Source organism: Rhodospirillum sp. A1_3_36 (assembly GCF_047263945.1).
Taxonomy (GTDB): domain Bacteria; phylum Pseudomonadota; class Alphaproteobacteria; order Rhodospirillales; family Rhodospirillaceae; genus Rhodospirillum.
The window spans coordinates 37,264-62,119 of sequence record NZ_JBLAVB010000002.1 but is presented as its reverse complement, the minus strand read 5'-3'; the positions used below and the strand labels follow the sequence as shown (position 1 = coordinate 62,119).

The following is a 24,856-nucleotide window of genomic DNA, read 5'->3' as shown; positions in this document are numbered from 1 at the left end:
ATTTATTGGCGCATAATCCGGGCCGCAAAAAAAGGGGGGACGCTCGGATCAGGAACGTCCCCCCTTTGTCTTATTCGGCGATGACCTGGGGGACCTGTTTTTTCAGAAGGCGCAACAGGACGGTGGTTACCGCGATACCGACCAGCAAGGCCACCACATAGCCGCCGACGTTGGTGACGGCATTGGGGATGGGCAGGATGAAGATGCCGCCGTGGGGAACCTTCTGCCCCACTCCCAGGGCCATGGTAATGGCACCGGTCACGGCCGAGCCGACCATCAGGGAGGGGATGACGCGCAGGGGGTCGCGGGCGGCAAAGGGGATGGCGCCTTCGGTGATGAAGGCAATACCAAGGACAGCCGCCGCACCACCCGCCTCGCGCTCTTCGGGCAGGAAGCGATCCGGGAACACCTTGGTGGCCAGCGCCAGCGCCAGCGGGGGCACCATGCCCGCAGCCATGGCCGCAGCCATCGGCGCATAGATCTCGCTGGCGATCATCCCGGTCGAGAACGCATAGGCCGCCTTGTTGACCGGGCCGCCCATGTCAAAGGCCATCATGGCGCCGATGATCAGGCCCAACAAGATGGCGCTACCGCCCTGTAGACTTTTCAACCATTCGGTCAAGGCAGCCATGATCTCGGCCACGGGGGTGCCGATCACATAGATCATCAGCAGGCCCGTCACCAGGGTCCCCAGAAGCGGCAGGATCAGCACCGGCTTCAGGCCTTCAAGGTTGCGGTGCAGGGTGATATGGCGATTCAGGAAGGAGGTGGCATAGCCGGCGATGAAGCCCGCGACGATGCCGCCGAGGAAACCGGCGTTCAGGGAACTCGCCATCATGCCGCCGATCATGCCCGGCGCGATGCCCGGACGGTCGGCGATGGAATAGGCGATATAGCCAGCCAAGACCGGCACCATCAGCGCAAAGCCACCCTTGGCGCCGATCTGGAAGAGGGCCTGACCGAGGGTGCCCGCGTGGGCGTCGTCGTAGACGTAGATACCCCCCATGGCAAAGGCGATGGCGATGAGCAGGCCGCCCGCGACGACGAAGGGCAGCATGAAGGACACACCGGTCATCAGGTGCTTGTACGGGCCGCTCCGTTTGGCTGCGGCTGCGGCCTTCTCGGCCTTCACCCGCTCACTCAAGGGGGCGGTTCCCGGCGTGCCCGGCTCGTTGCCCTGGAGTGTGGCCTCGGACAGGGCGCGGCGCACCAGATCCTGGCCAGCGCCGATGGCGGCCTTGGTGTCGCTTTGGAAGACGCGCTTGCCCTCGAAGCGGTCGAGGTTCACCTGGGTGTCGGCGGCGATCAGCACGATGTCTGCGGCGGCGATTTCTTCGGCGGTCAATTCGTCTCGGGCGCCGACGGATCCCTGGGTCTCGACCCGGATCTCATGGCCCAGGGCCTTGGCCGCCTGCTCGATGCCTTCGGCGGCCATGAAGGTATGGGCGATACCGGTTGGGCAGGAGGTGATGGCCACAATCCGCTTCCGCCCCTCGGAGGTCGACTGATCCGCAGGGGAACCGGTGGTCACTTTGGCCAGGGCGGCACCCGCGTTGTCGAGCAGCTCTGCCAACGGGAGGGGAATGGTGCGTAGGCCCGAGAACCGATCTGCGCCGTGGTCACCGTTTCCAATCAGAAGGACGGTGGAGGCGTCCTGAGGCAGGGGAGAGGGGAGCGTTCCCTGGGTTCCAAGGGCGGTGCGGATCTCAATGGTCACACTCTGGCCAAGGGTTACCGCAGCCTTCCGGAGCGCTTCCGCCGCGAGGGTGGCCTGCGTGCTTTGATCGCCCGCCGCGATGACAGCGAGTACCTGTGACATAGTTGAATCCTCCTGTATTTTTTCTATTTGTAATCGATTACAGAGACGGACCTGCTTAAGGGTCTTGTCAGGCCAAAGGGGCAAGCGAGGTGATCTGGGCCAGTTGGGCCAGGGTGTGCACGGCTCCGGGGTCGGGCAGATGGGGACCGACGGTCTCCAGCTTCGCCGCAGCAAAGGCTAGGCCAAGGCGAGCGGTGTCCTCTAACGTGCTTTCGGAGCCGTGGGCGGCGACCAGTCCGGCGACCATGGCATCTCCGGCACCCACTGTACTGAGGGCCTTGCGCGGCGGTAACTGTCCCCTCAGCGCTTGATCCTTCGTGACGAAGAGGGCTCCTTCCGCGCCAAGCGAGACGACCACAAGCGCGATACCCTGGTCGATCAGGGCCCGGGCGGCAGAGAGGAGGGCGCTATCATCCGGAAGGGGATGTCCGGCCCAGGTCTCCAGCTCCTGCCGGTTTGGCTTGATGCAATGGGGAAGGGATCCGGTTCCGGCCGCCAGGGCCGCAGCCAGGGGGGCGTCGCTGCTATCCAGGGTAACCCGGGCTCCCTGGTCGCGGAAGCGGGTGACCATGGGAACGAGGCTGTCGTCGGGAAGCCCGGCGGGTAGGCTGCCGGCGAGCACGATTTGCGTTCCGGGGGTGATAAGATCGTCGAGGTCGTCCAGCAACTGGGAGAGGATTGCGTCCTCTACCGGAGGGCCGGGCAGGTTCACATCCGTGGTCTCGTTCCGCTCGGGGTCGGCGATCTTGATGTTTGTCCGGGTCTCGCCCGGCACCCGTTGGAAGCGGTCGATGATGCCCTTTGCGGCAAAGAACTCGATGAAAGGCGCCTGATTGTCTGCGCCCAACAGGCCGGTGGCGATCACCGGAACACCCCAATCGGCGAGGCATCCGGCCACGTTCACGCCCTTTCCCCCGGCGTTGCTCCGGGCCGAGCGGGCACGGTGGACGTCGCCGATCCGCAGGTTGGGGACGACCACGGTCAGGTCGATGGCCGGGTTCAGGGTCACCGTGACGACGGGGGGGGTCATTGGTCTGCTCCCCGGTCCAGGGCCCGCACATCTTCGGCGGTTTCGCAGGCGAGCGCCTCTTCGGCCAGGGCTTGGAGGGCCACCAGGGTGGTGCCCCGGATCCGTGCCTTGACGGCGGGAATGTCGCGGGGCGTCATCGACAATTCGTTCACGCCCAACCCGGTGAGCAAGGCCGCGCCAAAGGGATCGCCGGCGATGCCACCGCAGACACCGACCCAACGGCTCTGTTTGGCAGCACCCTCCACCGTGGCCCGGATCAGGCGCAACACGGCGGGATGCAGGCTGTCGGCTTCTTTCGCCAGTTCCGGATGCTGGCGGTCGATGGCCAGGGTGTATTGTGTCAGGTCATTGGTGCCAATGGAAAAGAAGTCCACATGGCGGGCCAGACTGTCAGCACTCACAGCCGCCGCAGGAACTTCCACCATGGCCCCCAGGGGCAGCACTGGGGCGTCCAGGTCGGCCCGGACCCGCTCTGCCACGGCGCGCAGGCGGATCATTTCCCCCGCAGAGGTGATCATCGGGAACATGATCGACAGGGGGCGTCCGCCTTTCGCGGCCCGATAGAGGGCGCGCAATTGGGTGACCAGCAGGTCGGGGCGCCGCAGAAGCAGGCGGGCGCCGCGGACCCCAAGGAAGGGGTTTTCTTCGCGGGGGAGGTCCAGGTGCGGGACCTGTTTGTCCCCGCCGATGTCCAGGGCTCGGACGATCAGGGGGCGACCATCCAGGGCGTCGAGCATGCCCAGATAGGTCTCGTATTGCTCATCTTCCGTGGGCGAGGTGCTGCGTTCCAGGAAAAGGAACTCCGTCCGCATCAGGCCGATGCCCTCGGCCCCATGGGAGAGGGCCAGCTCCACCTGGTCGGGTCGATTGACATTGCCGGAGATTTCCATCGTATGGCCATCTCCGGTTGTTGCGGGCAGGCCCAACTCGGCCTTTTCCCGCTCGGCCCGCTTGGCGCGGGTGTCGAGCCAAGTGCGGGCAGAGGCCTGGGCCTCTTCCGTCGGGGAGAGGTACAGCCGACCAGCCATACCGTCGAGGATGGCCAAGGTGCCCGACGGCGTGCTCAGCAGGTCGGCGTGGGATCCGACGACCGCGGGCAGACCCAGGGTTCGGGCGAGAATCGCCGAATGGGAGGTTGGTCCCCCCTGAACAGTGGCGAATCCGAGGACGCGATCCGGATCCAGGCCCGCAGTGTCCGAGGGCGCGAGGTCTTCCGCCAGGAGGATGCAGGGGGTGTCGGGAAGGTTCTCGAGGGTCCCAGAGGCCAGGTCGGGCAGCAGGGTGGTCAGGACCCGCAATCCAACGTCGCGCAGGTCCGCCGCCCGGGCCGCCAGCAGGGCATTGCTACCGGATTCCAGGCGCTTGGCCATCTCCTCGACGGCCCCATTCCAGGCCTTGGCCACGCCCTGGCCCTCGACCATGTACTGACAGGCCAGGGTGATGAGGTCGATGTCGTTGAGCAATTCGGCCTGGGCAATGAAGATCCGGCCTTCGGACTCGCCAAGGCGGCGAACCGTGTCGTCGGCCAGCACTTCCAGGCGCTTGCGCGTGACCGTCAGGGCATCGTGCAATTGGTTCCCCCCTTCGCCGAGGGGAACGGGCAGGTCGGGGACCTCCAAATCCTTGGTCGACAGGACGTGGACCGGACCGATGGTCAGGCCGGGGCTGGCGCCCAGGCCGTCGATCACAGTCGCCGCAGCGTCTGCGGGAGGGGTCCAGGCGTCGATGGGCACCCGGGCTTGTCCGGCGGCCTTTTCGGCGTCGGCTTTTTCCTGGGCGCTCAGTCCCGTGATAACGGACCGCATGTGGTCGAGTGCGGACTGGGCGTCGGGACCGTCTGCGGAAATGGTGATGTCGTTTCCGACGCGGAGTCCAAGCCCCAGGAGGGCGACCAGAGCCTTGGCGTCGGCGGTTTCGTTGCCATGGCGTACTTGGACGCGGCCCTGGGCCAGCCGCGCGGCTTCAACCCAGGAGGAGGCCGGTCGGGCATGTAGGCCGGAGGGGTAGTCCACCTGCCATGTGAAGGAGACGTCCAGGTCCCGGGCTTCCCCGGCGGGGTCAGCGTTGGGGGAGGCCGAGGCCTGCATCGCGGTTTGACCAAAGGCGTCCCGGAGTTCAGACAGGTCTTTGGTGGTGAAAAGGGCGCCCAGACGTTCCTCGTCCTGCAAAAGCCCGGTCAAGCGGCGGAGCATCGTGATGTGGGCGTCCGATCCCGCTGCGATGGCGACCACCAGATGGACGGTCTGACCGTCGTTCCAGGTCACGCCTTCCGGAATTTGAAGGATGGCGACGCCATCTTGGCGGATCTGGCCGCGGTCTTCCACCATGCCATGGGGGATGGCGACGCCATGACCAAGGTAGGTTTCCGCGACGGCCTCCCGTTTCAACATGCTCTCCTCGAAGGGAGCGTCCACACATCCCGCCGCCGCCAGCATCTGACAGGCTTCGCGGATGGCGGCCTCTTTCCCGTCGGGATGGGCGCCCAGTCGGGCTAGGCAGGAAAGGGGCGAGGGGGTGGGATGGGGTGCGGGCATGGCGTGTATCCTCCTTGGCGTTTTTAGAAATGTAATCGATTACAAATTTTCCTGCAATCGCATTTTCTAAAAATAATGAGTTATTACAGTATTTTGCGTTGCAGCAATATTGCCGTCATGGTAAATTATTGGGGTGTTTAATGAAAACGATTACAAGATATCGGTTGTCAAATGTCAGTGAGAATCAAGGATGTCGCCAAGGTGGCGGGTGTGTCCGTCGCGACGGTATCGCGGGCCCTTGCAGGGGGATCGGTCAGCGAGAGCCTGCGGCGGCGCGTGGAGCAGGCCGTTCGGGCCACGGGCTATCGGCCTGACCTCTCCGCCCGGCGGCTGAGGACGCGCCGCTCGGAAACCATTGGGTTGATCGTATCCGATATTCTCAATCCCTTCTTCACGGCTGTGGCCCGTGGCGTCGAGGATGCGGCCTATGAGGTCGGCATGCGGGTGATCCTGTGCAATACAGATGAGAACCCGGAACGGGAATCCATGTATTTGCGGCTTATGCAGGAAGAGCGGGTTACGGGTCTCATCCTGGCGCCGACCCTGGCCATGGAACCCGTAACATTCGACTTTCCCATGGTTCTGATTGACCGCCCCGACCCCGATGGCGCCCATGATTCCGTGGTGATCGACAACCGACGGGCCTGCACGCAACTGGTCACCCATTGCCATGACCAGGGATATCGGCGGATCGGGGGGCTTTTCGGAAACACCAGTGCAACCGGACGGGAACGGTCCGAAGCCTACCGAACCACCTTGAAGGCCTTTGGGCTTGGTCCCGATGCCCGCTTCATCGCGCCGACGGCTGCGGCTGCGGAGGAGGTGGTGACCGATTGGTTGACGGGTCCCAATCCGCCGGATGCCATTTTGAGCAGCAATGGGCGTGTTTTGATGGGGGCGGCCCGGGCCATCCGGCGCCTTGGCCTGTCCATGCCCCATGATCTGGGGCTCCTCGGTTTCGACAATGACGAATGGACCGAGTTGGTTGATCCCGGTGTGACGGTCTACGAGCAACCCGTGTTGGAGATTGGGCGAACCGCCATGGCCCTGATTTTCGACCGCTTGAAGGATCCTGAGGCGGCGATCCGGCAGGTGGTTCTGTCGGGTCGCTGTGTGATTCGGGGGTCGACCTCCCGCCGTGCTGCCGAGTGATCCGCTTCCGTCCTGTGCTTTCGGGGATTAGCCGTCTGTCGGATTTAGGTGGTTGGATTGGAATCGGGTATAGCGCATTCCATTTCTCACGGTCGCAGTCAAACGAAGGCTTCTTCCGCGCCGAGTCGAGCCGGTGCAAAAGCACGTGAAACTCTCCACAGCACACGACAGGGGGGCAGTTACGGGGCTTTGCCCCGTCCCCCACTGGGGCCGTAAGGCCCCAGACCCCGGGTCTTATTCAGAAAAAAGAAATGGGGGTTTGGGGGCATTGGCCCCCAAATGGGCTTGGGCAATCGCCCAAAAAAGACGAGATACTGTCGTCTACCGTGGATAACGTCGCGATTTTGATCCTCCATCGCTCGCGGGTTCCCCTAAAACCCGCTGGCCTTGGGCAACCAGGTGGAGAGCGCCGGAACCAGGGTTAACAGCATCAGGATCAGCAAATGGGCCACCATGAAGGGGGGCATTTCGCGGATTAAATCCCCGGATTTTATGCGTGCCACCAAGGAGACAACGAACAGAAGTCCTCCCACCGGCGGCGTGATCATGCCCAGGGTCAAGTTGACAATGGTGACAATGGCGAAATGGATGGGATCGATCCCCAGGCTCAAGGCGATGGGCGCCAGGATGGGAGTCAGGATCATCACCCCGGGCAGGGGATCCATGAACAGCCCAAAAATGAGCAGCAGAATGTTCACGCAGAGCAGGAAGGCCAGGGGGTGCAGATGCCAACCGACAATCATGTCGGCCAACTCCTGGGGAATCCGCTCGATGATCAGCACCCAGGCGAAGGCCCGTGCTCCGGCCAGGATCAGCAGGACTGCGGTGGAGATCAACCCGGATTTGAGCAGAATATCGGGGAGATCCCGGAGGCGGAGCGAGCGGTAGACGAATTTGCCGCAGAGAAGGGCATAGAACACGGCGATCACCGAGGCTTCGGTGGGGGTGAACACACCCAAACGGATGCCGCCGATGATGATGACGATCAGGAACAGGGCGGGCAGGGCATGGATGGTCCCCCGGACCAACTCCCGAGCGGGAGGCATTTTGTCTCCGGCCCGGTATTGGCGCTTGCGGCTGATATACCAATTGACCGTAGCCATGGCGCAGGAGATGAGCAGGCCCGGCAGGATGCCTGCCATGAACAGGGCCCCTACGGAGACACTTTCGTCCTGCATGGCATAGAGGATCATGATGATCGACGGGGGAATGATGGGGCCGACCACGGCGGTCGCGGCTGTCAGGGCTCCGGCATAGGAGCGGTGGTACCCGCCTTCGTCCATCATGCGGATCATCATGGCTCCCGGCCCGGCCGCATCGGCCAGGGCGGATCCGGAAATGCCGGCGAAGAAGGTCGAAGAGAGGATGTTCGCATAGCCCAGCCCCCCCCGGAGGTGGCCGACAAGCTGAGAGGCAAAGCGCAACAGGACCCGGGTCATCGCTCCGCTGGACATGATGTCCGCGGCAAGGATGAAAAAGGGCACGGCCATCAGGGGGAAGCTGTCCAGGCCGGTGAACATCTCCTTGACGATCACCAGCATGGGATAGCGCCCTTCGACGAAGAGGGCGAAACAGGCGGAAATCGCCAGGGAGAAGGTCACCGGCACGCCGACGATCATTAAAACGAAGAAGGAGAGGAAAAGGAGCAGGGCCATGGGGGGCGGTTCCCTCGGTCAGCTGATGGCGCCACGATCTGCGGCCGGGGTCTCGCCCTCTGAAAAGGGAGCTTCCAAATTCCCTTCGGTGAGGTAATGACGGGCGATGAGCGACAGATGAATGGCGAAAAGGGCGAAGCCGACGGGCATGGCGGCATAGATATAAGCGAAAGAGATCCGGGTTGCCGGGGTGAGCTGGCGGCCCATGCGGGTCAGGTATTCCCAGCCCTGCCAAACCATGACCAGGGAAAAGCCCAAAAGCAGGATAACAATCGCCAGGCGTAGGATCCGTGCTCCGGTGCGCGGCAGGATATGGTGCAGGTTGCCCACGGCGACGTGCAACCCCTGCCGCAGGGCCAAGCCCGCACCGATAAAGGCAAGCCAGACCATCATGTAGCGGGCCACTTCCTCCGCCCAGACGATGGAATAATTCGTCAGGTAGCGCAGCGTGACGTTACAAAAAACAATACAGGCCATGGCAGCCAGAAGCAGGATGACCGCCCAACTGTTGGCGCGGATGAAAAGACGCTCGAACATGGCGGCTCCAGGACTCAAGGGGGCTATCCCGCCGCAGGGGGAGAACGGCGGGATGGAAGGACATGTCGGGGAAACCCAATGCCCCTTATTGGGTGGCGATGATCGCGTCGATCAACGGCTGTCCATAAGTTTCGGCGTAATGGGCGTAGGCCGGAGCCAAGGCCTTCTGGAACTCCGCGCGGGCCTCCGGCGTCAGGGTGCCGACCTCCATTCCGGCGGCCTTGAGTTGCTCCACCCCTTTGGTTTCCACGTCGCTGACAAAGGCGCGCATGGCTGTGGAGGCTTCCTTGGCGCCCTTTGCAAAGGCGGCCTTCTGGTCATCGGAGAGTCCGTCCCAGAAGATCTTGGACACCAGGATCATTGCCGGGGAATACACATGGCCGGTGAGGGTCAGATATTTTTGAACCTCATACAGCTTCGCCGAGGTGATGACCGAAAGGGGGTTTTCCTGCCCGTCGATGGTGCCCTGCTGCAGGGCGCTGATGACCTCGGGCCAGGCCATGGGTGTGGGTGCGGCGCCCAGGGTCTCGAACGCCTCGATATGGACGGGGTTCTCCATGGTGCGCAGCTTCATGCCAGCCATGTCCTTGGGCTCGGCGATCTGATTGCGGTTGTTGGTCACATGGCGGAACCCCTGTTCTCCCCAGGCCAGGGCCACCAAACCCTGGTCGGTGAACTTGGTCAGGATCTCCTGGCCAATGGGGCCGTCGAGCACGCGCCGGGCATGGCCCAGGTCACGGAACAGGAAGGGGATATCGAAGACACCCGTTTCAGGCACGAAGTTCGCCAGGGTGCCCGAGGAGACGATGGTCGCCTCCACGGTCCCCAACTGGAGCCCTTCGATCACCTCGCGTTCGCCTCCAAGCCCGGAGGAGGGGTACATGGAGAAGGTGAACTCACCATTGGTCTCGGCTTCGACGACGTCTTTCAGCTTGTCCGCCGCCACGCCGTAATGGGACGTCGGGGCCAGGGCGTAGCCCAGTTTCACTTCCGTGGAAGCCAAGGCAGTGGTGGCCGTCATGCCCATGCCCATGCAGACGGCGAGGGAGAGGGCTCCCAACTTCATGAATGTCATTTGTTTCCTCCCAATGACAACTTTGGGGCGCATTCTTTCGGCGCCTCCCTATTTTCCGGAGATCCAGAGAGCCAAGGATGTCCACCGGACGACGGCGCGTCAATCCATACGGATTGAACGCTGATGAACAGCGTCATTCGCCTTCCCTATCACATCGGCGCCACCGGAACTTAAGAAGTTGGGAAAATCATATTTTTAAACAGGGTGTTGGCTCCCATTCCGCGGCTTCCGGGTCCGGATTGGGGGTGGGCTGTTCGGGTGGGAAGGGGGCCTTGGAATGCGTCCGTTTCTGCACAGGCTTTCAGAAAATCGAAATTGGGGATGGGCCGATTGGGAGTGATGCTGTCCGTTGTGGAGAAAGGCGGAGCGGGATAACCCGCCCGATTGGGAGGTCAACCCTTGGAAATGCCCGGCTTCCGCCGCCGCATGGCCCGCTGGGTGTCCGAGGACGCTTGGCTGATGCCCAACCTGAACACCGGTTGCGTGCTGCGCTTCAATGAACAAGGCGAGTAGAGTTGTCCGAGATCAAATTGGGGCGCATTCGCGGACCTACTTGGCCTCGAAGTGCCTCTAAAATGAATAGAATCAGAGTGAAACGGGGCCAGCTTGACTCAAGCCTCAGGTACCTATTTTTTTCAAAGAAAAAATGGGGGTTTGGGGGCATTTGCCCCCAAATGGGCTTGGGCAATCGCCCAAAAAAGACGAGACACTGTCGTGTCCCGGGGAAAATCATAGGGACGATGCGGTTGTGCGGCAGAAATCGCCACCAACGGGTCAATATCCTTAAGCCGTCAACGCTGCGATCGTCTCAACGAAGGTTGGCTGGAATCAGACCTGCGGCCCCCACTTTTCCGCTCGATCCTCTAAAGCACCCAAATGCCAACTTCCATAGTCAAATATACATTGTCAGAACTGAAAGGAGAGCCAAGGATAATCCCATGAAATTCAATAAAAATCGCTTAAATCTCTAACCTTTACCGCGTCGCACCAAAAATTCCCCAAGGACTTGCTTCTCTCCATTAATTCCCCACTTCTTTAATATGTCTGCTCCGGAAGCACAGATCCGGGAATACGAAAACAAGGCAACATTGACGACAGGGGAGATATCAGGACATGCAACGCAAATTGGTTCCAGACGTGGTGCGCGATCAAAGAATCCATGCCGTTACACCCGATGTGGCCGTCCGGTCCGTGGCCCGGATCATGGCGGAAAACACCGTCGCTGCGGTCGTGGTTGTGGAGGGAGGAACCCTGAAGGGGATTATCACCGAACGGGACATCACCGCCCGCTTGGTGGCTCGGGAGCGAGACCCCGACTCCACAACGGCCGGCGACATCATGACCCCTGACCCAGACACCCTCGGCCCTGATGACTCGGCGGAGGAAGCGTTGCGCATGATGCGCGAACGCAACTATCGCCACCTGCCTGTGACGGATAAGGGCACCGTGGTGGGCATGATTTCTGTCCGTGATCTGTACGCCGTGGTCACGGATCAACTGACCCGGGATGTCCGCAACCACGAAGCCTTCATTTACGGGGAAGCCTACGGTACGGCCTGACATCGGGTCCCTCGCCCACTGTTGAGCATGGCGGCGAAGACAATTTCCATTCGCCTCCGTATGCTCAGGTCTTCCATTAAGCGGATGCGGACCCAACATAGAGTCTTCCGTTGTCTGCTTGATGGAGGACTCCCGTGCCCTTTTCCACTCCGGCCCCCCGCAAGGCCATCCACCACCGCCGCGTGGATTGTCATGGTTTCGAGCGGGAGGATGGTCTTTGGGATATCGAAGGTTGGATGACCGATACCAAGACCTATGCCTTCTCCAACCAGGACCGGGGCACGATTGAACCGGGAGAGGCCCTGCACGGCATGGGGTTGCGCTTGACGATCGACCTGGACATGCGCATCCGTGACGCCGAAGCAGTCATCGACTTCAGCCCCTTTTCCGTCTGCCCTTCGGTGGTGGACAATTACAAAAGACTGATCGGCCTGACCATTGGCCGAGGGTTTCGGGACGAAGCAAAGACCCGTCTGGGTGGGCCGGAAGGCTGCACCCACCTTGTCGAACTCCTGGGCCCCATGGGCACCACCGCCTTTCAGGCGCTGTTCAAGGCGCGGTCCGAGCGCAGGGCCGCGTCGGGCAATGGCCGCAATGACGCCCGAGGCCTCTTGAACACCTGCCACGCCTTTCGCACCGACGGTCCAGTCGTCAGACGGGAAATGCCCAAGTATTACACGGGCGGAGAAGGCGCCTTCCAATCGACATCCCAAACCTGACCACTCCAAGTCTTGCAATCCCAGGACCCCGGGTGTACACCCCCGGTTCCTCGCCGCCGGATCTCCAGCGGCGCGGTCGGTGTTGGCACCCCTGGAGGCCAGACCGCACATTCAACGATCCAAATGGAGTGATCGAAATGTCTGATATCGGAACCCTTGCAGCCAAGGGTCGCGACCGGGCAGGTAAGGGGGCAGCCCGTGCCACGCGTAGGGAAGGCCTGATTCCGGGCGTGATCTATGGTGGCCGGCAAGCTCCCGTGCTGTTGGCCATGGCCCCCCGCGACATCATGCTCGAAATGCGCAAGACCGGCTTTGCCAGCCGCCTCTTTGACCTGACCGTCGGTAGCGATAAACACCGCGTTATGGTGCAGGACGTGCAGTTCCACCCGGTGACCGACCAGCCGGTCCATGTGGACTTCCTGCGCATCTCTGCCGACACGACCGTGACCGTCGAGATCCCCGTGCACTTCCTGAACGAGGAAACCAGCCCGGGCCTGAAGCGGGGCGGCGTGCTGAACGTTGTCCGTCACGAAATCGAAGTCACCGGCAAGCCCGACGACCTGCCGAAGTTCTTTGAAGTCGACCTGATCGCCGCCGAAGTGGGTGACTCCATCCACATGTCTGCGGTGAAGATCCCCGACGGCGTGCATCCGACCATCACCGACCGCGACTTCACCATCTGCACCATCGCCGCGCCGTCGAGCATGCGCTCCGAAGCCGGCGAAGGGGACGAGGCCGAAGGCGAAGACGCCTAAGGCTCAAGACAGGACTTTTGAAGGGGGCTGATTCCGATGAAACTTGTGGTGGGGCTTGGCAATCCGGGCTCCCGGTACGCCGGGAACCGCCACAACATCGGCTTCATGGCCGTCGAGTCTTTGGCTCGACGCTACGGAATCAGCCCCTTTCGCAAGAAATTCCAAGGGCAGGTCGCCGACGGTGTCATCGCCGGAACACGGGTCCTCTTGCTGATGCCCGAAACCTTCATGAACCTGTCGGGCCAATCCGTGGGCGAAGCCGCCCGCTTCCACAAGATTCCCATCGAGGATATCATCGTTCTCCATGATGAACTCGATCTCGCCCCTGGAAAGGTGAAGGTCAAACAGGGCGGCGGTCATGGGGGCCACAATGGTCTGCGGGACATCGACGCTCACTTGGGCAATCCCTACCACCGCGTCCGCCTGGGCATTGGTCATCCTGGCCACAAGGACCGGGTGCATGGGTATGTCCTGGGGGATTTTGCCAAGGCCGACGAGGCTTGGCTTGGCCCCTTGCTCGACGCGGTGTCCGACCAGTTTCCCCTGATGCTCGCGGACAAGGCCTCGGATTTCATGTCCAAGGTGGCGAGCGCGACTCGGCCGGAACGGCCAACCTTCTCGACCAATCCCGAACAGAAAAAATAACTCTTTCACTGACCAATCACTCGCGTTGAGGAAAAGCACCGTACTTTTTACAAAGTTCAGACAGACCCTCTTTCTCCAGACGAACGGTTTTTGCGTGAGATTTCAGTTGCCTCATATCTTCTTTAAAAAACTCATAAAGATGACCCGCGCTCCGCACCCTAAAACAAGGTATATTATCTGCCCTTCCCGGATGATTCTTATAGAGAGTAAATATGGCGTCGTATTTTCCTAGATAAAGAGTATAACTTGGAACAAAGTCAATCTGGAAAATGCGAACATTTCCGTAGCAAAGTCCACAATCCATCCATTCTGACAAAGATCTAAGTATATACTTTCTTTCATCTTCTATGGTCTGATTTACCCTGCGAGACACAATGTCCATGAGATGTTCATTTTCAATATTAGGGACGTATAAGTTTATTGAATTAGCTTCTGATTTTAGAAAATTAGAAATTATGCCAGAATTTGTGTTTCTCCATGTGTTGCCCCTTACTATAGCTATATCAACTGTATCAGTTGCCTCAAAAAACCGATCCCACTTTGGGTCTTTGCTAAATTTTCTATAAATATTCTCAATTCCGGCCTCTGAAGCTTCAATTCTAGATTCGATGTTATCATCAACTTCTCTAAAAAAACTCTCTCTTCCCTTTCGATCCCAGTAAATTGCAATTGCGAGGGTTGCTATAAGAAACGCTGACACATTATTAGCGAACGCGACTAGCCATGAGGGCCAGCCCCACATTGACATGAGCTCCGCAAATCCCATAAGAGCAATACCAAACACAATCACGACGGCAAATAGGATCCATGATATAGATTTTGGCATGCTTCACTCCTTTTAACCCCTAATCCTTGAGACATTATAGGCAAAACAATAATGGGTTTCAAATGCGGTATCGTGGGCCTGCCCAACGTGGGTAAGTCCACCCTGTTCAACGCCCTGACCTCCACTGCCGCGGCCCAGGCCGCCAACTTCCCCTTCTGCACTATCGAGCCCAACGTGGGTCGGGTGGCCGTGCCCGATCCCCGGCTCGACATGCTGGTGGAGATCGGTCGGTCGGCCAAGGAAGTGCCCACCCAGCTTGAGTTCGTGGACATCGCTGGTCTGGTCCGTGGCGCGTCCAAGGGCGAAGGCCTCGGCAACCAGTTCCTCGCCAATATCCGCGAGGTCGATGCCATCGTCCATGTGCTGCGCTGTTTCGAAGACGGGGACATCACCCATGTGGACGGCTCCGTCGATCCCATCCGGGATGCCGAAACCGTGGAAACGGAACTGATGCTCGCCGACCTGGAAAGCCTGGAAAAACGCGAAGTCAACCTTGGCAAGAAGGCCAAGGGCGGCGACGCCGACTCCAAGGCCCTGCTGGCGGTCATCGCCCCGGTCCTGGCCGCCCTGCGCGACGGCAAACCCGCCCGCACCGCCGCCCCCAGCAAAGCCCCCGGCGATGCGGAAGACCGTCGGCTGTTCGAGCAATTACAGTTGCTGACCTCCAAGCCGGTGCTCTACGTCTGCAACGTGGAGGAAGACTCTGCGGCCACGGGCAACGCCCTGTCCGAGAAGGTCGCCGCCATGGCTCAGGAGCAGGGCGCCGTTTCCGTGGTGATCAGCGCTGCCATCGAAGCCGAAGTCGCCCAGTTGGAAGATCCGGAGGAGAAGGCCGAATTCCTCTCCTCCCTGGGGCTGGAGGAGACGGGTCTGGCCCGGATCATTCGGGCGGGTTACGACCTGCTGGATCTGATCACCTTCTTCACCTGCGGACCGAAGGAAGCCCGGGCCTGGACCGTCATGCGGGGATCCAAGGCGCCCCAGGCGGCAGGCGCCATCCATACGGACTTCGAACGGGGCTTCATCCGCGCCGAAACCATCGCCTATGACGACTATATCGCCTGCAAAGGCGAGGCCGGGGCCAAGGAAACGGGCAAGATGCGGTCGGAAGGGAAGGAATATGTCGTCCAGGACGGCGATGTTTTCCTGTTCCGCTTCAACGTGTAACCGTTCCGTTTCAGGGGTCGCGACCTGTGGGGCCAGGACATATCATCCGCGAGAGTATTCCGAGATCAAGTTGGGTCGCTTCGCGACCAAACTTGGCCTCGAAGATACTCTAAAACTTATAGAATGAGAGTGAAACGGGGCCAGCTTGACTCACGCTGATCCCGTTTCACTCTAGGTTCGACCGGGGTATTATCCCACCTTAAATAGGGCGTCGGTGGTTTCCCGCAGGGCTTCCGCTGCGGCCCCCCGCGCCCAATCCCAAGCGCTCCAGGCATGGACCTCTACCCTGGGCGTATCCCTGTCCGCCCCCAAGGTGAGGCCGCGCATTTCAACCATGGCCGCTTCGGGGTAGATCTGGTCATACCGCATCCGATCGCCGGAGAGGATGATCAAAGGGGGATCCAACAGGTTGGTGATCGTGGCCAAGCCAAGGGCTAAATAACGCCCGGCCCGCTGGAAAATGCTCCGGGCCGCCTCATTGCCCGCCCGGGCTTCCGCGTACAGGCTTTCGATCAAGGTCCGTTGGGAATCCCCCTCCGCTCCGCCGTCCCAATCCAGGGCAGTGGAGGCTTCACGGGCGAGGGCGTAATCGGCCACATAGGCCTCGAGACAGCCCCGCTGTCCGCACCGGCATAGGGCGCCATCCAACTGCACCTTGATATGCCCGAATTCCATTCCAACCCCATAGCTCCCCCGCCAAAGGGCGTTATCGAGCACGAACCCCATACCCAGACCCCGCTCGACGGTGACCATGACAAAGGTCGACAGACTGCGCCCTACACCGAACCACAGTTCCGACAGGGCCAGAAGATTCGCGTCGTTGTCGATCAGGGTCACCAGCCCCAAGCGACGGCTGAGAAGCGCAGCGAAGGGGACATTCCGCTCCCGAATGATGGGCGACCAGATCACCGTTCCGATATCGTGGCGTATCAAACCGGGTAACCCAACGCCCACTGCCGATAGAGCGGAGCGGTCCAGCCCCGCGTCCTCCAGGGCAAGCCCGAGGACACAGTCCGCCTCTTCCGCGACATCTTTTGCATCAAGGTTCAGCTTCGGTCGCAGCACACTCGCCCGACCGACCACATCCCCTGCAAAGTCCAAGATCACCGCAGCATGGCTCAAATCCGACAGCTTCAGACCGGCCACATATCGAGCTCCGGGATTGACCCCCAAGGCAACGGGAGGCCGCCCCCGCCCCAGATCCCCATCCTTGCGGGAGAGGGCCAATTCCCGGATCAATCCCATCTCGATGAGATCGGCGCAAATGGTGGTCACGCTTGCCGGACTGACCCCTAAATCCTTGGCAACATCGACTCGCGCGACCGCCCCCTGAGCCCGGATTCGTTCAAAAACCTGTTGGCGGAGTCCCCGGCCACTTCCCAGGGGGGAGGCCAAGGGACCGCAGCCCGGCAAATCCAAAAGGGCGGAATTCGCCGAGGGAACCTGGGATGCCAGATCGGTCGGATGGGTCGGCACAATAATTTATCCATTGTAATTATTGGAGACGCTTTCAGTCATATGATCCCAGGATTCTCCGCAATTCACAACCATGTCGCACTGCAAAAAGAAAATTCTGCCCTTCTTCGTTGTTTTAAATTTGATGATTGAAATAAATGTGGCACCCTTAGGGCATACCGGCGCCGCAGCCGGATCGCCCCAAAAAAGGGGACGCATTCCAGGGAGAGTAAACGGATGATCAAAGCGACGACCAAGGCGGCCCTGATGGCCGTCAGTATCTCGGCGACCATGATGGCCACGGGATTTGCTTCGACCGCCAACGCCAAGGACCTCGTGGTTGGCGTCAGTTGGTCGAATTTCCAGGAAGAGCGGTGGAAGACCGATGAAGCGGCGATCAAGAAGGCCTTGGACGCGGCGGGGGCCACCTATTTGTCCGTCGATGCCCAGTCCTCCTCCTCCAAGCAACTGTCCGACGTTGAAAGCCTGATCGCTCAGGGCGCCAACGCCTTGATCATCCTGGCCCAGGATTCCCAGGCCATTGGCCCCGCCGTCCAACGGGCGGCGGACGAAGGGATTCCCGTCGTCGGCTATGACCGCCTGATCGAAGACCCCCGCGCCTTTTATCTGACCTTCGACAATGTCGAGGTGGGCCGGATGCAAGCTAAGGCCGTGCTCGAAAAGGCGCCCGAAGGCAACTACGTGATGATCAAGGGCTCCCCCACCGACCCGAACGCCGACTTCCTGCGCCAGGGCCAACAGGAGGTCCTGCAGAGCGCCATCGACGCCGGCAAGGTCAAAATCATTGGCGAGGCCTATACCGACGGCTGGTTGCCAGCCAATGCCCAGCGCAACATGGAACAGATCCTGACCGCCAACGATAACAAGGTTGACGCAGTGGTTGCCTCCAATGACGGCACCGCCGGTGGGGTGGTCGCAGCCTTGACAGCCCAAGGCATGGAGGGCACCCCCGTTTCCGGACAGGACGGCGACCATGCCGCCCTGAACCGCGTTGCCAAGGGCACCCAGACCGTCTCGGTGTGGAAGGATGCCCGGGACCTGGGCGTCGCAGCGGGCGAGATCGCCGTGGCCTTGGCCAAGGGCACGGCCATGGCGGATATCGACGGGGCCGTGAGCTGGACCTCTCCCAGCGGCACGGTGCTGACGGCCAAGTTCCTGAAGCCGGTTCCGATCACCCAGGACAACCTGTCTGTTGTCGTGGACGCCGGTTGGATTGACCGGGACAGCCTGTGCCAGGGCGTCACCAACGGCCCCGCTCCCTGCAACTAAAGTCGGCCCTCGACTGACCCCATCCCCACCGGCTTCCATCCCAAACAAGTGAAACCGGTGGGGCGACGCCTTGCCCTTACCGACGAGATCCGTCCATGACACCCCTATCCACCACGACCGCAAACGACGCGCCCACAGGTGTGTCGAAGCGGAAGGGCCTGATCGCCCTGCTTGAAATCGATCCCCGCCTTCTGGGCATGGTCGGAGCCCTCGTCGCCCTTTGTATTGGCTTCGACCTGCTCACTGACGGCCGGTTCCTGACCCCCCGCAATCTGTTCAACCTGACCATTCAGACGGTCTCCGTGGCGATCATGGCCACCGGTATGGTGTTCGTCATTGTCACTCGCCATATCGACCTGTCCGTCGGGGCTCTGCTCGCCACCTGTTCGGCTATGATGGCCGTGACCCAAACCATTGTGGCGCCGGACTGGCTCGGCTTGGGTCTGGGTCACCCCCTGATTGCCCCCATCGCCATCCTCGTGGGTTTGGTGACCGGTGCGTTCATTGGGGCCTTCCACGGTTGGATTGTCGGCTACCTGGGCGTTCCCGCCTTCATCGTCACCCTGGGCGGCCTTCTGGTCTGGCGCAACGTGGCCTGGTACCTGACCGACGGCCAAACCATTGGCCCTTTGGATCAGGCCTTCCAATTGTTGGGCGGAATTGGCGGAACCCTGGGAGAGACCTGGGGATGGGTCCTGGGGGGGCTCGCCGCCATTGCCCTGGCCCTGTCCCAATGGCGCGCCCGTCAGGCCAAGATCGACCATGACTTTCCCGTCAAACCTCTCTGGGCCGAAGTGGCCATGGGAGTCATCACCATCGGTCTGGTTCTCGGGTTCGTTGCCACCCTGAACGCCTATGACATCCCCCACATCAAGCTGGCCCGCATGTTCGAAGCCCGGGGCGAGATCATGCCCGACGGCTTCACCATGGGCTACGGCGTCCCCTATTCGGTCCTGTTGCTGCTGCTGGTGATCGTCGTCATGCGAATCATCGCCAGACGCACCCGCCTGGGCCGCTATATCTTTGCCGCCGGCGGCAATCCGGAGGCTGCGACCCTGTCGGGCATCGACACCCGGTTCCTGACCGTCAAGGTCTTTACCATCATGGGGATCCTTTGCGCCCTGTCTGCCGTCGTTGCCTCGGCCCGTCTGTCCTTCCATTCCAATGACATCGGCACCTTGGACGAATTGCGGGTGATCGCCGCCGCCGTCATTGGCGGGACGGCCCTGTCCGGTGGCCTCGGAACCATCCGCGGAGCCATCGTCGGCGCCCTGGTCATGCAATCCCTGCAATCGGGCATGGCCATGGTCGGGGTCGACGCGCCCTTCCAGAACATCGTGATCGGCGCCGTCCTGGTGATCGCAGTGTTGATCGACATTCTCTACCGCAAGCGCATGGGAGCCCGGATATGAGCGCCACTGCCACCCTTTCCCGAGCCCCCGCCCCCCCTCACCGCGAGGGAACGCCCCTGGTCGAAATGCGCAACATGTCGATTGCGTTCGGTGGCGTGAAGGCCGTGGACGATGTGACCGTTGACCTTTGGCCCGGCGAGGTCGTGGGGCTGCTCGGCCACAATGGCGCCGGGAAATCGACCCTGATCAAGATGCTCTCGGGCGCCTACCGTCCCGACGCGGGGCAAATTCTCGTCGATGGGAAGCCCCGGGTGATCAACAGCCCCCGCGACGCCCGGGCGCTCCATATCGAGACCATCTACCAGACCCTGGCACTGGCTGACAATCTGGACGCCTCGGCCAACCTGTTCCTCGGGCGGGAACTGGTTACCCGCCTGGGTTTTGTGGACGAAGCCGCCATGGAGGCGGAAACCCGCAAGATCATGGGCCGCCTGAACCCCAACTTCAGCCGCTTCTCCACCCCGGTAGCGGCGCTCTCCGGTGGCCAGCGGCAGTCGGTCGCCATCGCCCGGGCCGTCTATTTCAACGCCCGGGTGCTGATCATGGACGAACCCACCGCCGCCCTGGGACCCCAGGAGACCCGCATGGTTGCTGAACTGGTCCAGCAGTTGAAAGCCGAAGGCCTGGGGATTTTCATCATCGACCATGACATCCATCAGGTCATGTCCCTCTGCGACCGGGCCAGCGTGATGAAAAACGGCAAGCTTGTGGGCACGGTGAAGATCGCCGACGTCACCGACGACGACCTGCTGGCCATGATCATCCTTGGCAAGAAGCCGGAGACGGCCCAATGACCTTTCTTGGCATCGATCTGGGAACTTCCGGTGTCAAGACCGTCCTGATAGGCGAGGATCAAACGGTCCTCGCCACGGCGGAAGCCCCCTTGGCCCTTTCCCGCCCCCATTCGGGGTGGTCGGAGCAGGACCCCGCCGACTGGATCACGGCGACGGAACAGACATTGGACAGCCTGTCCCGAAGCCATGGGCTGGCAGCCGTCTCGGGCATTGGGTTATCGGGGCAGATGCATGGGGCAACGCTCCTCGACGCCGACGATAAACCGCTACGGCCCTGCATCCTGTGGAACGACACCCGGTCCCATGGGGAAGCCGCCGCGATGGACGCCGATCCCCCCTGGCGAACGATTTCCGGCAATATCGTCTTTCCCGGCTTCACCGCCCCCAAACTGGCCTGGGTGGAGGCCAATGAACCCGCGCTGTTCGCCCGGGTGAAGACGGTCCTGTTGCCCAAGGACTTTCTGCGACTTTGGTTAACCGGAGAGCATGTGTCGGAGATGTCCGATGCGGCGGGGACCTCCTGGCTCGATACCGGCGCCCGGGACTGGTCGGAGGCCCTTCTTGAAAAGAGCCATCTCTCCCGTGCCCATATGCCGCGCCTTGTGGAGGGATCCTCCGCCTCCGGCTCCCTCCGCCTCGCCCTGGCGGAGCGCTGGGGCATGGGCCGGTCGGTGGTGGTCGCCGGGGGCGGTGGCGACAATGCCGCCTCGGCCATTGGCGTGGGCGCCGTGCGTCCCGGTGAAGCCTTCGTGTCCCTGGGGACCTCCGGTGTCCTGTTCGCGGCCACCGATGGCTACCGGCCCGCCGTGGAGACCGCCGTTCACACCTTCTGCCACGCCTTGCCTGGCACCTGGTGCCAGATGGGGGTGATCCTGTCCGCAGCCGATTCCCTTTCCTGGCTGGCCCGGCTGGTGGGCCGGACTCCCGCGGATCTGACCGGGGCTCTGGGAGCGGTCCGCGCGCCGGGCCGCACCCTGTTCCTGCCCTATCTTGGGGGCGAGCGGACTCCTCTCAACAACGCATCCATTCGGGGGGCCTTCACCGGATTGGAGCAGATCACCGATGCCGAAGCCGCCACCCGGGCGGTTCTGGAGGGCGTCGCCTTCGGCCTCACCGATTGCCGGGATGCCCTCGCTGCGGCAGGCACCCCGGTCAATCACTTGATCGCCGTGGGCGGAGGCAGCCGCTCCACACATTGGCTGGGGATTGTCGCCACGGCCCTGGGACAGCCCATCGGTATCCCAGAGGATGGAGAGGTCGGCGCCGCCTTTGGGGCAGCCCGCCTCGGCCTGATGGCCGCAACCGGAGCCGGGGCCGAGATCGCCAAGCCTCCCGCCCTGACCGCCACCATTGATCCCATTTCCTCCCTCGTTTCGGCTTTTCAAGACGGCCACGCCCGCTTCTGCGCCGCACGTCACGCCATCGGAGACCTCACATGACCGCCTTTTTCCAAGACATTCCCAAAGTCACTTACCAGGGCCCCGACGGCGAGGGCGATTTCATCTACCGCCATTACGATCCCGATGCCCTGGTGCTGGGCAAGCGTATGGAAGACCACCTTCGTTTCAGTGTGGCCTATTGGCATAGCTTCGCCTGGACCGGAGGGGACCCCTTCGGCGGTCAGACCCTGGAGCGCCCCTGGTTCGGCGATGGGATGGCAGAGGCCAAGCTGAAAGCGGACGTGGCCTTCGAGATGTTCGACATTCTCGGGGTGCCGTTTTTCTGCTTCCATGACGCCGACGCCCGGCCAGAGGGTGCGACCTTCGCCGAGAACAAGCGAAACCTGGAGGAAATCACCGAGTATTTCGCCGCCAAAATGGAGTCCTCCAAGACCCGACTGCTTTGGGGGACGGCCAACCTGTTCTCCCACCGCCGCTTCATGGCCGGAGCCGCTACCAACCCCGATCCCGATGTCTTCGCCTGGTCTGCGGCCACAGTGAAAACCTGCCTGGAGGCCACCCATCGGTTGGGCGGGGCGAACTACGTCCTTTGGGGGGGACGGGAGGGCTATGAAACCCTTCTCAACACGGATCTGAAGCGCGAGGCCGACCACGCCGGGCGCTTCCTGTCCATGGTGGTCGAACACAAGCACAAGATCGGCTTCCAGGGGCAAATCCTCATCGAGCCCAAACCCCAGGAACCCACCAAGCACCAGTACGACTTTGACGTGGCGACCGTTTACGGCTTCTTGAAGCGCTATGGTCTGGAGAATGAGGTCAAGCTGAACATCGAACAGGGCCACGCCCTACTTGCCGGGCACAGCTTCGAACACGAACTGGCCCTGGCGGCCTCCCTGGGGATCCTCGGATCCATCGACATGAACCGCAACGATGTGCAATCCGGCTGGGACACGGACCAGTTCCCCAACAATCCCCTGGAGGCCACCCTGGCTTATTACGAAGTCCTCAAGGCCGGGGGCTTCACCCAGGGCGGCACCAACTTCGATGCCCATATCCGACGGCAATCCCTGGATCCGGCGGACCTGATCCTGTCCCATGTGGGTGCCATGGACACCTGCGCCCGGGGTTTGGTCGCCGCAGCGGCTCTCTTGGAAAATGGCGCCCTGGAGGAGGCCCGCGCCGCCCGCTACGCGGGATGGGACGGGGAAGAGGGCAAAGCTCTGCTCTCCAGCTCCCTGGAAGCCATCGAAGCCAAGGTACTGGCCGAGAATATCATCCCCGAGCCCCGGTCCGGACGGCAGGAACGCCTGGAAAACCTCATCAATCGGTTCATTTAGGCGCACCTGCGGGGCTCTGCCCCGCCCCCCGCCGGGGCCTGAGGCCCCGGTCCCCCATTCCTAGAAAAAATGGGGGTTTGGGGGCATTCGCCCCCAAGTGGGTCTGGGCGGCAGCCCAGCAGCCCGGTAAAATCGCCCCGCCTTATTCCGCCTTCAAGAAGTCGGCAACGTCGAGCAGCATAAATTCGTTATCGTCGGCCCGACCCTTTTCCCGACCCACGGAGAAGGGATAGTTGTTGTCGTTGGCCACGACGATGGTGGTGTCGTCGACACGATCCACATTCTCAATGGTGACGAAGGGGAAGGAGAAGACTCCATCAATGGTGCCCCGGAGCGCGATCCGGTCCGGATCTTTGATGGCCATCAGGTCGATATAAGCGATTTTCTCCAACACGCCGTTCTCGTCGGCCCGATCCAGGTCAATCAGATAGATCCGCTTGAACTTGGCGGGCTCCTTCGACCAGCCTTCCCGGGGATCGCCCTGACCGCTGTCCCGCTCGATGATCAGACCACGCCGCCCCTCGATCAGATTGAAATCGCCGATGGCATGGCTTTCGTCTTCCAAGGGGTAGAAGCGAACCTTGTCTCCCCAGGCGTTGGCTTTGGTGTCGAACTCAAAGATACGCAGCACCGGCTTGCCGGACACATGCTCCGGACCCTTCGTTGCGGCGTCATGGACGGGCTTTTCCAGCAGCGGATACAAGGTGGTGCCATTGGCATCAAGGGCCATGCCCTCAAACCCGCCGGAGCGCTTGGAGACCACCGTCTCGGGCAGGGCGCTTCCGGGGTTCGGCGTGGATACGAAGGCGTTGTCCGGGCCTTGGATTAGCTTGCCGCCGGGCTCCGTGGCCAGAACCTGAAGCACTTTACCCTCGCCATCCACCTGGACCAGCCAGGGGCCGAACTCATCACCCAACCAATAGCCATCCCCCACGGGCTGGATGGACTCGATGTCCAGATCCGCACCGGTCAGATACCGGCTATCCGTTCCCTCTGTCACGATGGGAAAGGGCACGATCCGATCGGGGTCACTCAGGGAGATGGTCTTGTCCACCACGACCCGGCCTGCGTCCCAATCCACATGAATCAGGTTGAACATCAAGATCACGTCCGCAGAATTCGCCTTGGTGCCGAACCCGTTGTCGGTCAGGACCAGGAAGCGGTTATCGCCCAGGGAGCGAATACCGGAAAAACCCTGCAAGGGCTGACCCGGAAAGGGTCGGGACAGGCCGGTGGACTCGTCGTAAATGGCGTAAGGGGTGTCCACTCGACCACCCTTGCCGGTGAACCGCCCCGAGAGCATGAAGGACCGGGGGGCGTCGGCGGGGGGGACCAGGAAACTTTGGGCCGGCAGCTCGGCATGGGCCTTGAGGACCGCGTCGAAGGCAACGGGTTCCGCAGCCTGGGCGGCGGAATAGCTCGCCATACCAGCCAAGACGGTACCGAAGGCGGCACCAAGAAGGACTGAACGCATAGGGACATGCTCCAAAATGGAATGGATCCAACGAAGGAGGGCAGTGTCTCCAGAAGCCATGACAGCCTTGTGTGCGTTCCGTGAATTCCCCGTGATGGCTCGCGAATCTGCTACTACTGGAGGAGTGAGATCCCCTTTGCCTACGCGGTACCGGGGAAACGAAAGCTCCCCCTATTCATTTCAAGGCGTTTGCGCGATAAACTCCCGTAAGCGGAGCGGT

At 61.7% G+C, this 24,856-nt stretch carries 19 protein-coding genes and 1 pseudogene; 11 read left to right on the top strand and 9 right to left on the bottom strand.

Going from position 1 to position 24,856, the window contains the following annotated elements; translation table 11 throughout:
* Nucleotides 1–70: 70 nt before the first annotated feature.
* The 3 genes from ACLIRY_RS04905 to ptsP form a co-directional block, all read right to left on the bottom strand.
* Complete coding sequence (locus tag ACLIRY_RS04905) at nt 71–1,819, bottom strand: PTS fructose transporter subunit IIC (RefSeq protein ID WP_413204245.1); 1,749 nt, start codon at nt 1,817–1,819, stop codon at nt 71–73.
* 67 nt (nt 1,820–1,886) lie between these two features.
* Nucleotides 1,887–2,849: a 1-phosphofructokinase gene (gene pfkB, locus ACLIRY_RS04900; protein WP_413204244.1), complete on the bottom strand. Its 963-nt coding sequence runs from the start codon at nt 2,847–2,849 to the stop codon at nt 1,887–1,889.
* The gene (gene ptsP / locus ACLIRY_RS04895; protein WP_413204243.1) at nt 2,846–5,383 is read right to left on the bottom strand and encodes a phosphoenolpyruvate--protein phosphotransferase; all 2,538 of its coding nucleotides are present in this window, start codon (nt 5,381–5,383) and stop codon (nt 2,846–2,848) included. Before ptsP ends, pfkB begins: the two co-directional genes overlap by 4 nt.
* A 171-nt stretch (nt 5,384–5,554) precedes the next feature.
* On the opposite strand from ptsP, the gene ACLIRY_RS04890 reads away from it, so the two are divergent.
* The gene (locus tag ACLIRY_RS04890; RefSeq protein ID WP_413204242.1) at nt 5,555–6,535 is read left to right on the top strand and encodes a LacI family DNA-binding transcriptional regulator; all 981 of its coding nucleotides are present in this window, start codon (nt 5,555–5,557) and stop codon (nt 6,533–6,535) included.
* Nucleotides 6,536–6,906: 371 nt separating this feature from the next.
* Here the strand turns inward: ACLIRY_RS04890 and ACLIRY_RS04885 are convergent, their stop codons facing one another.
* From ACLIRY_RS04885 to ACLIRY_RS04875, 3 genes are all read right to left on the bottom strand, one after another.
* Nucleotides 6,907–8,190 carry a TRAP transporter large permease gene (locus ACLIRY_RS04885; protein ID WP_413204241.1) on the bottom strand — a complete coding sequence of 428 codons (1,284 nt, stop codon included), beginning with the start codon at nt 8,188–8,190 and terminating at the stop codon, nt 6,907–6,909.
* Nucleotides 8,191–8,208: 18 nt separating this feature from the next.
* Nucleotides 8,209–8,727: a TRAP transporter small permease gene (locus ACLIRY_RS04880; protein WP_413204240.1), complete on the bottom strand. Its 519-nt coding sequence runs from the start codon at nt 8,725–8,727 to the stop codon at nt 8,209–8,211.
* Between the two features lie 85 nt (nt 8,728–8,812).
* Nucleotides 8,813–9,802 (bottom strand): TRAP transporter substrate-binding protein, encoded by a 990-nt coding sequence (locus ACLIRY_RS04875; RefSeq protein ID WP_413204239.1) that lies wholly within the window; start codon nt 9,800–9,802, stop codon nt 8,813–8,815.
* 1,113 nt (nt 9,803–10,915) lie between these two features.
* On the opposite strand from ACLIRY_RS04875, the gene ACLIRY_RS04870 reads away from it, so the two are divergent.
* The 4 genes and pseudogenes from ACLIRY_RS04870 to pth all read left to right on the top strand — a co-directional run.
* Nucleotides 10,916–11,362 (top strand): cyclic nucleotide-binding/CBS domain-containing protein, encoded by a 447-nt coding sequence (locus tag ACLIRY_RS04870; RefSeq protein WP_413204238.1) that lies wholly within the window; start codon nt 10,916–10,918, stop codon nt 11,360–11,362.
* Nucleotides 11,363–11,496: 134 nt separating this feature from the next.
* The gene (locus tag ACLIRY_RS04865) at nt 11,497–12,081 is read left to right on the top strand and encodes a DUF2889 domain-containing protein (protein ID WP_413204237.1); all 585 of its coding nucleotides are present in this window, start codon (nt 11,497–11,499) and stop codon (nt 12,079–12,081) included.
* Nucleotides 12,082–12,218: 137 nt separating this feature from the next.
* On the top strand, nt 12,219–12,836 hold the full coding sequence (locus tag ACLIRY_RS04860; RefSeq protein WP_413204771.1) for a 50S ribosomal protein L25/general stress protein Ctc: 618 nt from the start codon (nt 12,219–12,221) through the stop codon (nt 12,834–12,836).
* 36 nt (nt 12,837–12,872) lie between these two features.
* Nucleotides 12,873–13,472, top strand: a pseudogene (gene pth / locus ACLIRY_RS04855) (aminoacyl-tRNA hydrolase); the annotation flags it as partial.
* Between the two features lie 25 nt (nt 13,473–13,497).
* On the opposite strand, the gene ACLIRY_RS04850 reads toward pth, so the two are convergent.
* Nucleotides 13,498–14,307: a hypothetical protein gene (locus ACLIRY_RS04850; RefSeq protein ID WP_413204236.1), complete on the bottom strand. Its 810-nt coding sequence runs from the start codon at nt 14,305–14,307 to the stop codon at nt 13,498–13,500.
* Nucleotides 14,308–14,358: 51 nt separating this feature from the next.
* Here ACLIRY_RS04850 and ychF point away from each other — a divergent pair, with 51 nt between their 5' ends.
* Nucleotides 14,359–15,474 (top strand): redox-regulated ATPase YchF, encoded by a 1,116-nt coding sequence (gene ychF / locus ACLIRY_RS04845; protein WP_413204235.1) that lies wholly within the window; start codon nt 14,359–14,361, stop codon nt 15,472–15,474.
* Nucleotides 15,475–15,663: 189 nt separating this feature from the next.
* Here ychF and ACLIRY_RS04840 read toward each other — a convergent pair whose 3' ends face one another.
* Nucleotides 15,664–16,950 (bottom strand): ROK family protein, encoded by a 1,287-nt coding sequence (locus tag ACLIRY_RS04840; protein ID WP_413204234.1) that lies wholly within the window; start codon nt 16,948–16,950, stop codon nt 15,664–15,666.
* A 216-nt stretch (nt 16,951–17,166) separates the two neighbouring features.
* On the opposite strand from ACLIRY_RS04840, the gene xylF reads away from it, so the two are divergent.
* From xylF to xylA, 5 genes are all read left to right on the top strand, one after another.
* A complete protein-coding gene (gene xylF, locus ACLIRY_RS04835; RefSeq protein ID WP_413204233.1) occupies nt 17,167–18,219 on the top strand; it encodes a D-xylose ABC transporter substrate-binding protein in 1,053 nt (350 codons plus the stop codon).
* 95 nt (nt 18,220–18,314) lie between these two features.
* Nucleotides 18,315–19,631 (top strand): sugar ABC transporter permease, encoded by a 1,317-nt coding sequence (locus ACLIRY_RS04830; protein WP_413204232.1) that lies wholly within the window; start codon nt 18,315–18,317, stop codon nt 19,629–19,631.
* Nucleotides 19,628–20,425, top strand: a complete 798-nt coding sequence (locus ACLIRY_RS04825; protein ID WP_413204231.1) for an ATP-binding cassette domain-containing protein — start codon at nt 19,628–19,630, stop codon at nt 20,423–20,425. The genes ACLIRY_RS04830 and ACLIRY_RS04825 overlap by 4 nt, the downstream gene beginning before the upstream one ends.
* Nucleotides 20,422–21,864: a xylulokinase gene (xylB, locus tag ACLIRY_RS04820; RefSeq protein ID WP_413204230.1), complete on the top strand. Its 1,443-nt coding sequence runs from the start codon at nt 20,422–20,424 to the stop codon at nt 21,862–21,864. The genes ACLIRY_RS04825 and xylB overlap by 4 nt, the downstream gene beginning before the upstream one ends.
* Nucleotides 21,861–23,162: a xylose isomerase gene (gene xylA, locus ACLIRY_RS04815; RefSeq protein WP_413204229.1), complete on the top strand. Its 1,302-nt coding sequence runs from the start codon at nt 21,861–21,863 to the stop codon at nt 23,160–23,162. The genes xylB and xylA overlap by 4 nt, the downstream gene beginning before the upstream one ends.
* Nucleotides 23,163–23,304: 142 nt before the next feature.
* Here the strand turns inward: xylA and ACLIRY_RS04810 are convergent, their stop codons facing one another.
* Nucleotides 23,305–24,636 (bottom strand): esterase-like activity of phytase family protein, encoded by a 1,332-nt coding sequence (locus tag ACLIRY_RS04810; RefSeq protein ID WP_413204228.1) that lies wholly within the window; start codon nt 24,634–24,636, stop codon nt 23,305–23,307.
* Nucleotides 24,637–24,856 lie beyond the last annotated feature (220 nt).

What these genes read in the sequence shown, in the direction of transcription:
- ACLIRY_RS04905 (WP_413204245.1), bottom strand. Translation starts at nt 1,819, where the DNA reads ATGTCACAGGTACTCGCTGTCATCGCGGCGGGCGATCAAAGCACGCAG.
- pfkB (WP_413204244.1), bottom strand. Translation starts at nt 2,849, where the DNA reads ATGACCCCCCCCGTCGTCACGGTGACCCTGAACCCGGCCATCGACCTG.
- ptsP (WP_413204243.1), bottom strand. Translation starts at nt 5,383, where the DNA reads ATGCCCGCACCCCATCCCACCCCCTCGCCCCTTTCCTGCCTAGCCCGA.
- ACLIRY_RS04890 (WP_413204242.1), top strand. Translation starts at nt 5,555, where the DNA reads ATGTCAGTGAGAATCAAGGATGTCGCCAAGGTGGCGGGTGTGTCCGTC.
- ACLIRY_RS04885 (WP_413204241.1), bottom strand. Translation starts at nt 8,190, where the DNA reads ATGGCCCTGCTCCTTTTCCTCTCCTTCTTCGTTTTAATGATCGTCGGC.
- ACLIRY_RS04880 (WP_413204240.1), bottom strand. Translation starts at nt 8,727, where the DNA reads ATGTTCGAGCGTCTTTTCATCCGCGCCAACAGTTGGGCGGTCATCCTG.
- ACLIRY_RS04875 (WP_413204239.1), bottom strand. Translation starts at nt 9,802, where the DNA reads ATGACATTCATGAAGTTGGGAGCCCTCTCCCTCGCCGTCTGCATGGGC.
- ACLIRY_RS04870 (WP_413204238.1), top strand. Translation starts at nt 10,916, where the DNA reads ATGCAACGCAAATTGGTTCCAGACGTGGTGCGCGATCAAAGAATCCAT.
- ACLIRY_RS04860 (WP_413204771.1), top strand. Translation starts at nt 12,219, where the DNA reads ATGTCTGATATCGGAACCCTTGCAGCCAAGGGTCGCGACCGGGCAGGT.
- ACLIRY_RS04850 (WP_413204236.1), bottom strand. Translation starts at nt 14,307, where the DNA reads ATGCCAAAATCTATATCATGGATCCTATTTGCCGTCGTGATTGTGTTT.
- ychF (WP_413204235.1), top strand. Translation starts at nt 14,359, where the DNA reads ATGGGTTTCAAATGCGGTATCGTGGGCCTGCCCAACGTGGGTAAGTCC.
- xylF (WP_413204233.1), top strand. Translation starts at nt 17,167, where the DNA reads ATGATCAAAGCGACGACCAAGGCGGCCCTGATGGCCGTCAGTATCTCG.
- ACLIRY_RS04830 (WP_413204232.1), top strand. Translation starts at nt 18,315, where the DNA reads ATGACACCCCTATCCACCACGACCGCAAACGACGCGCCCACAGGTGTG.
- ACLIRY_RS04825 (WP_413204231.1), top strand. Translation starts at nt 19,628, where the DNA reads ATGAGCGCCACTGCCACCCTTTCCCGAGCCCCCGCCCCCCCTCACCGC.
- xylB (WP_413204230.1), top strand. Translation starts at nt 20,422, where the DNA reads ATGACCTTTCTTGGCATCGATCTGGGAACTTCCGGTGTCAAGACCGTC.
- xylA (WP_413204229.1), top strand. Translation starts at nt 21,861, where the DNA reads ATGACCGCCTTTTTCCAAGACATTCCCAAAGTCACTTACCAGGGCCCC.
- ACLIRY_RS04810 (WP_413204228.1), bottom strand. Translation starts at nt 24,636, where the DNA reads ATGCGTTCAGTCCTTCTTGGTGCCGCCTTCGGTACCGTCTTGGCTGGT.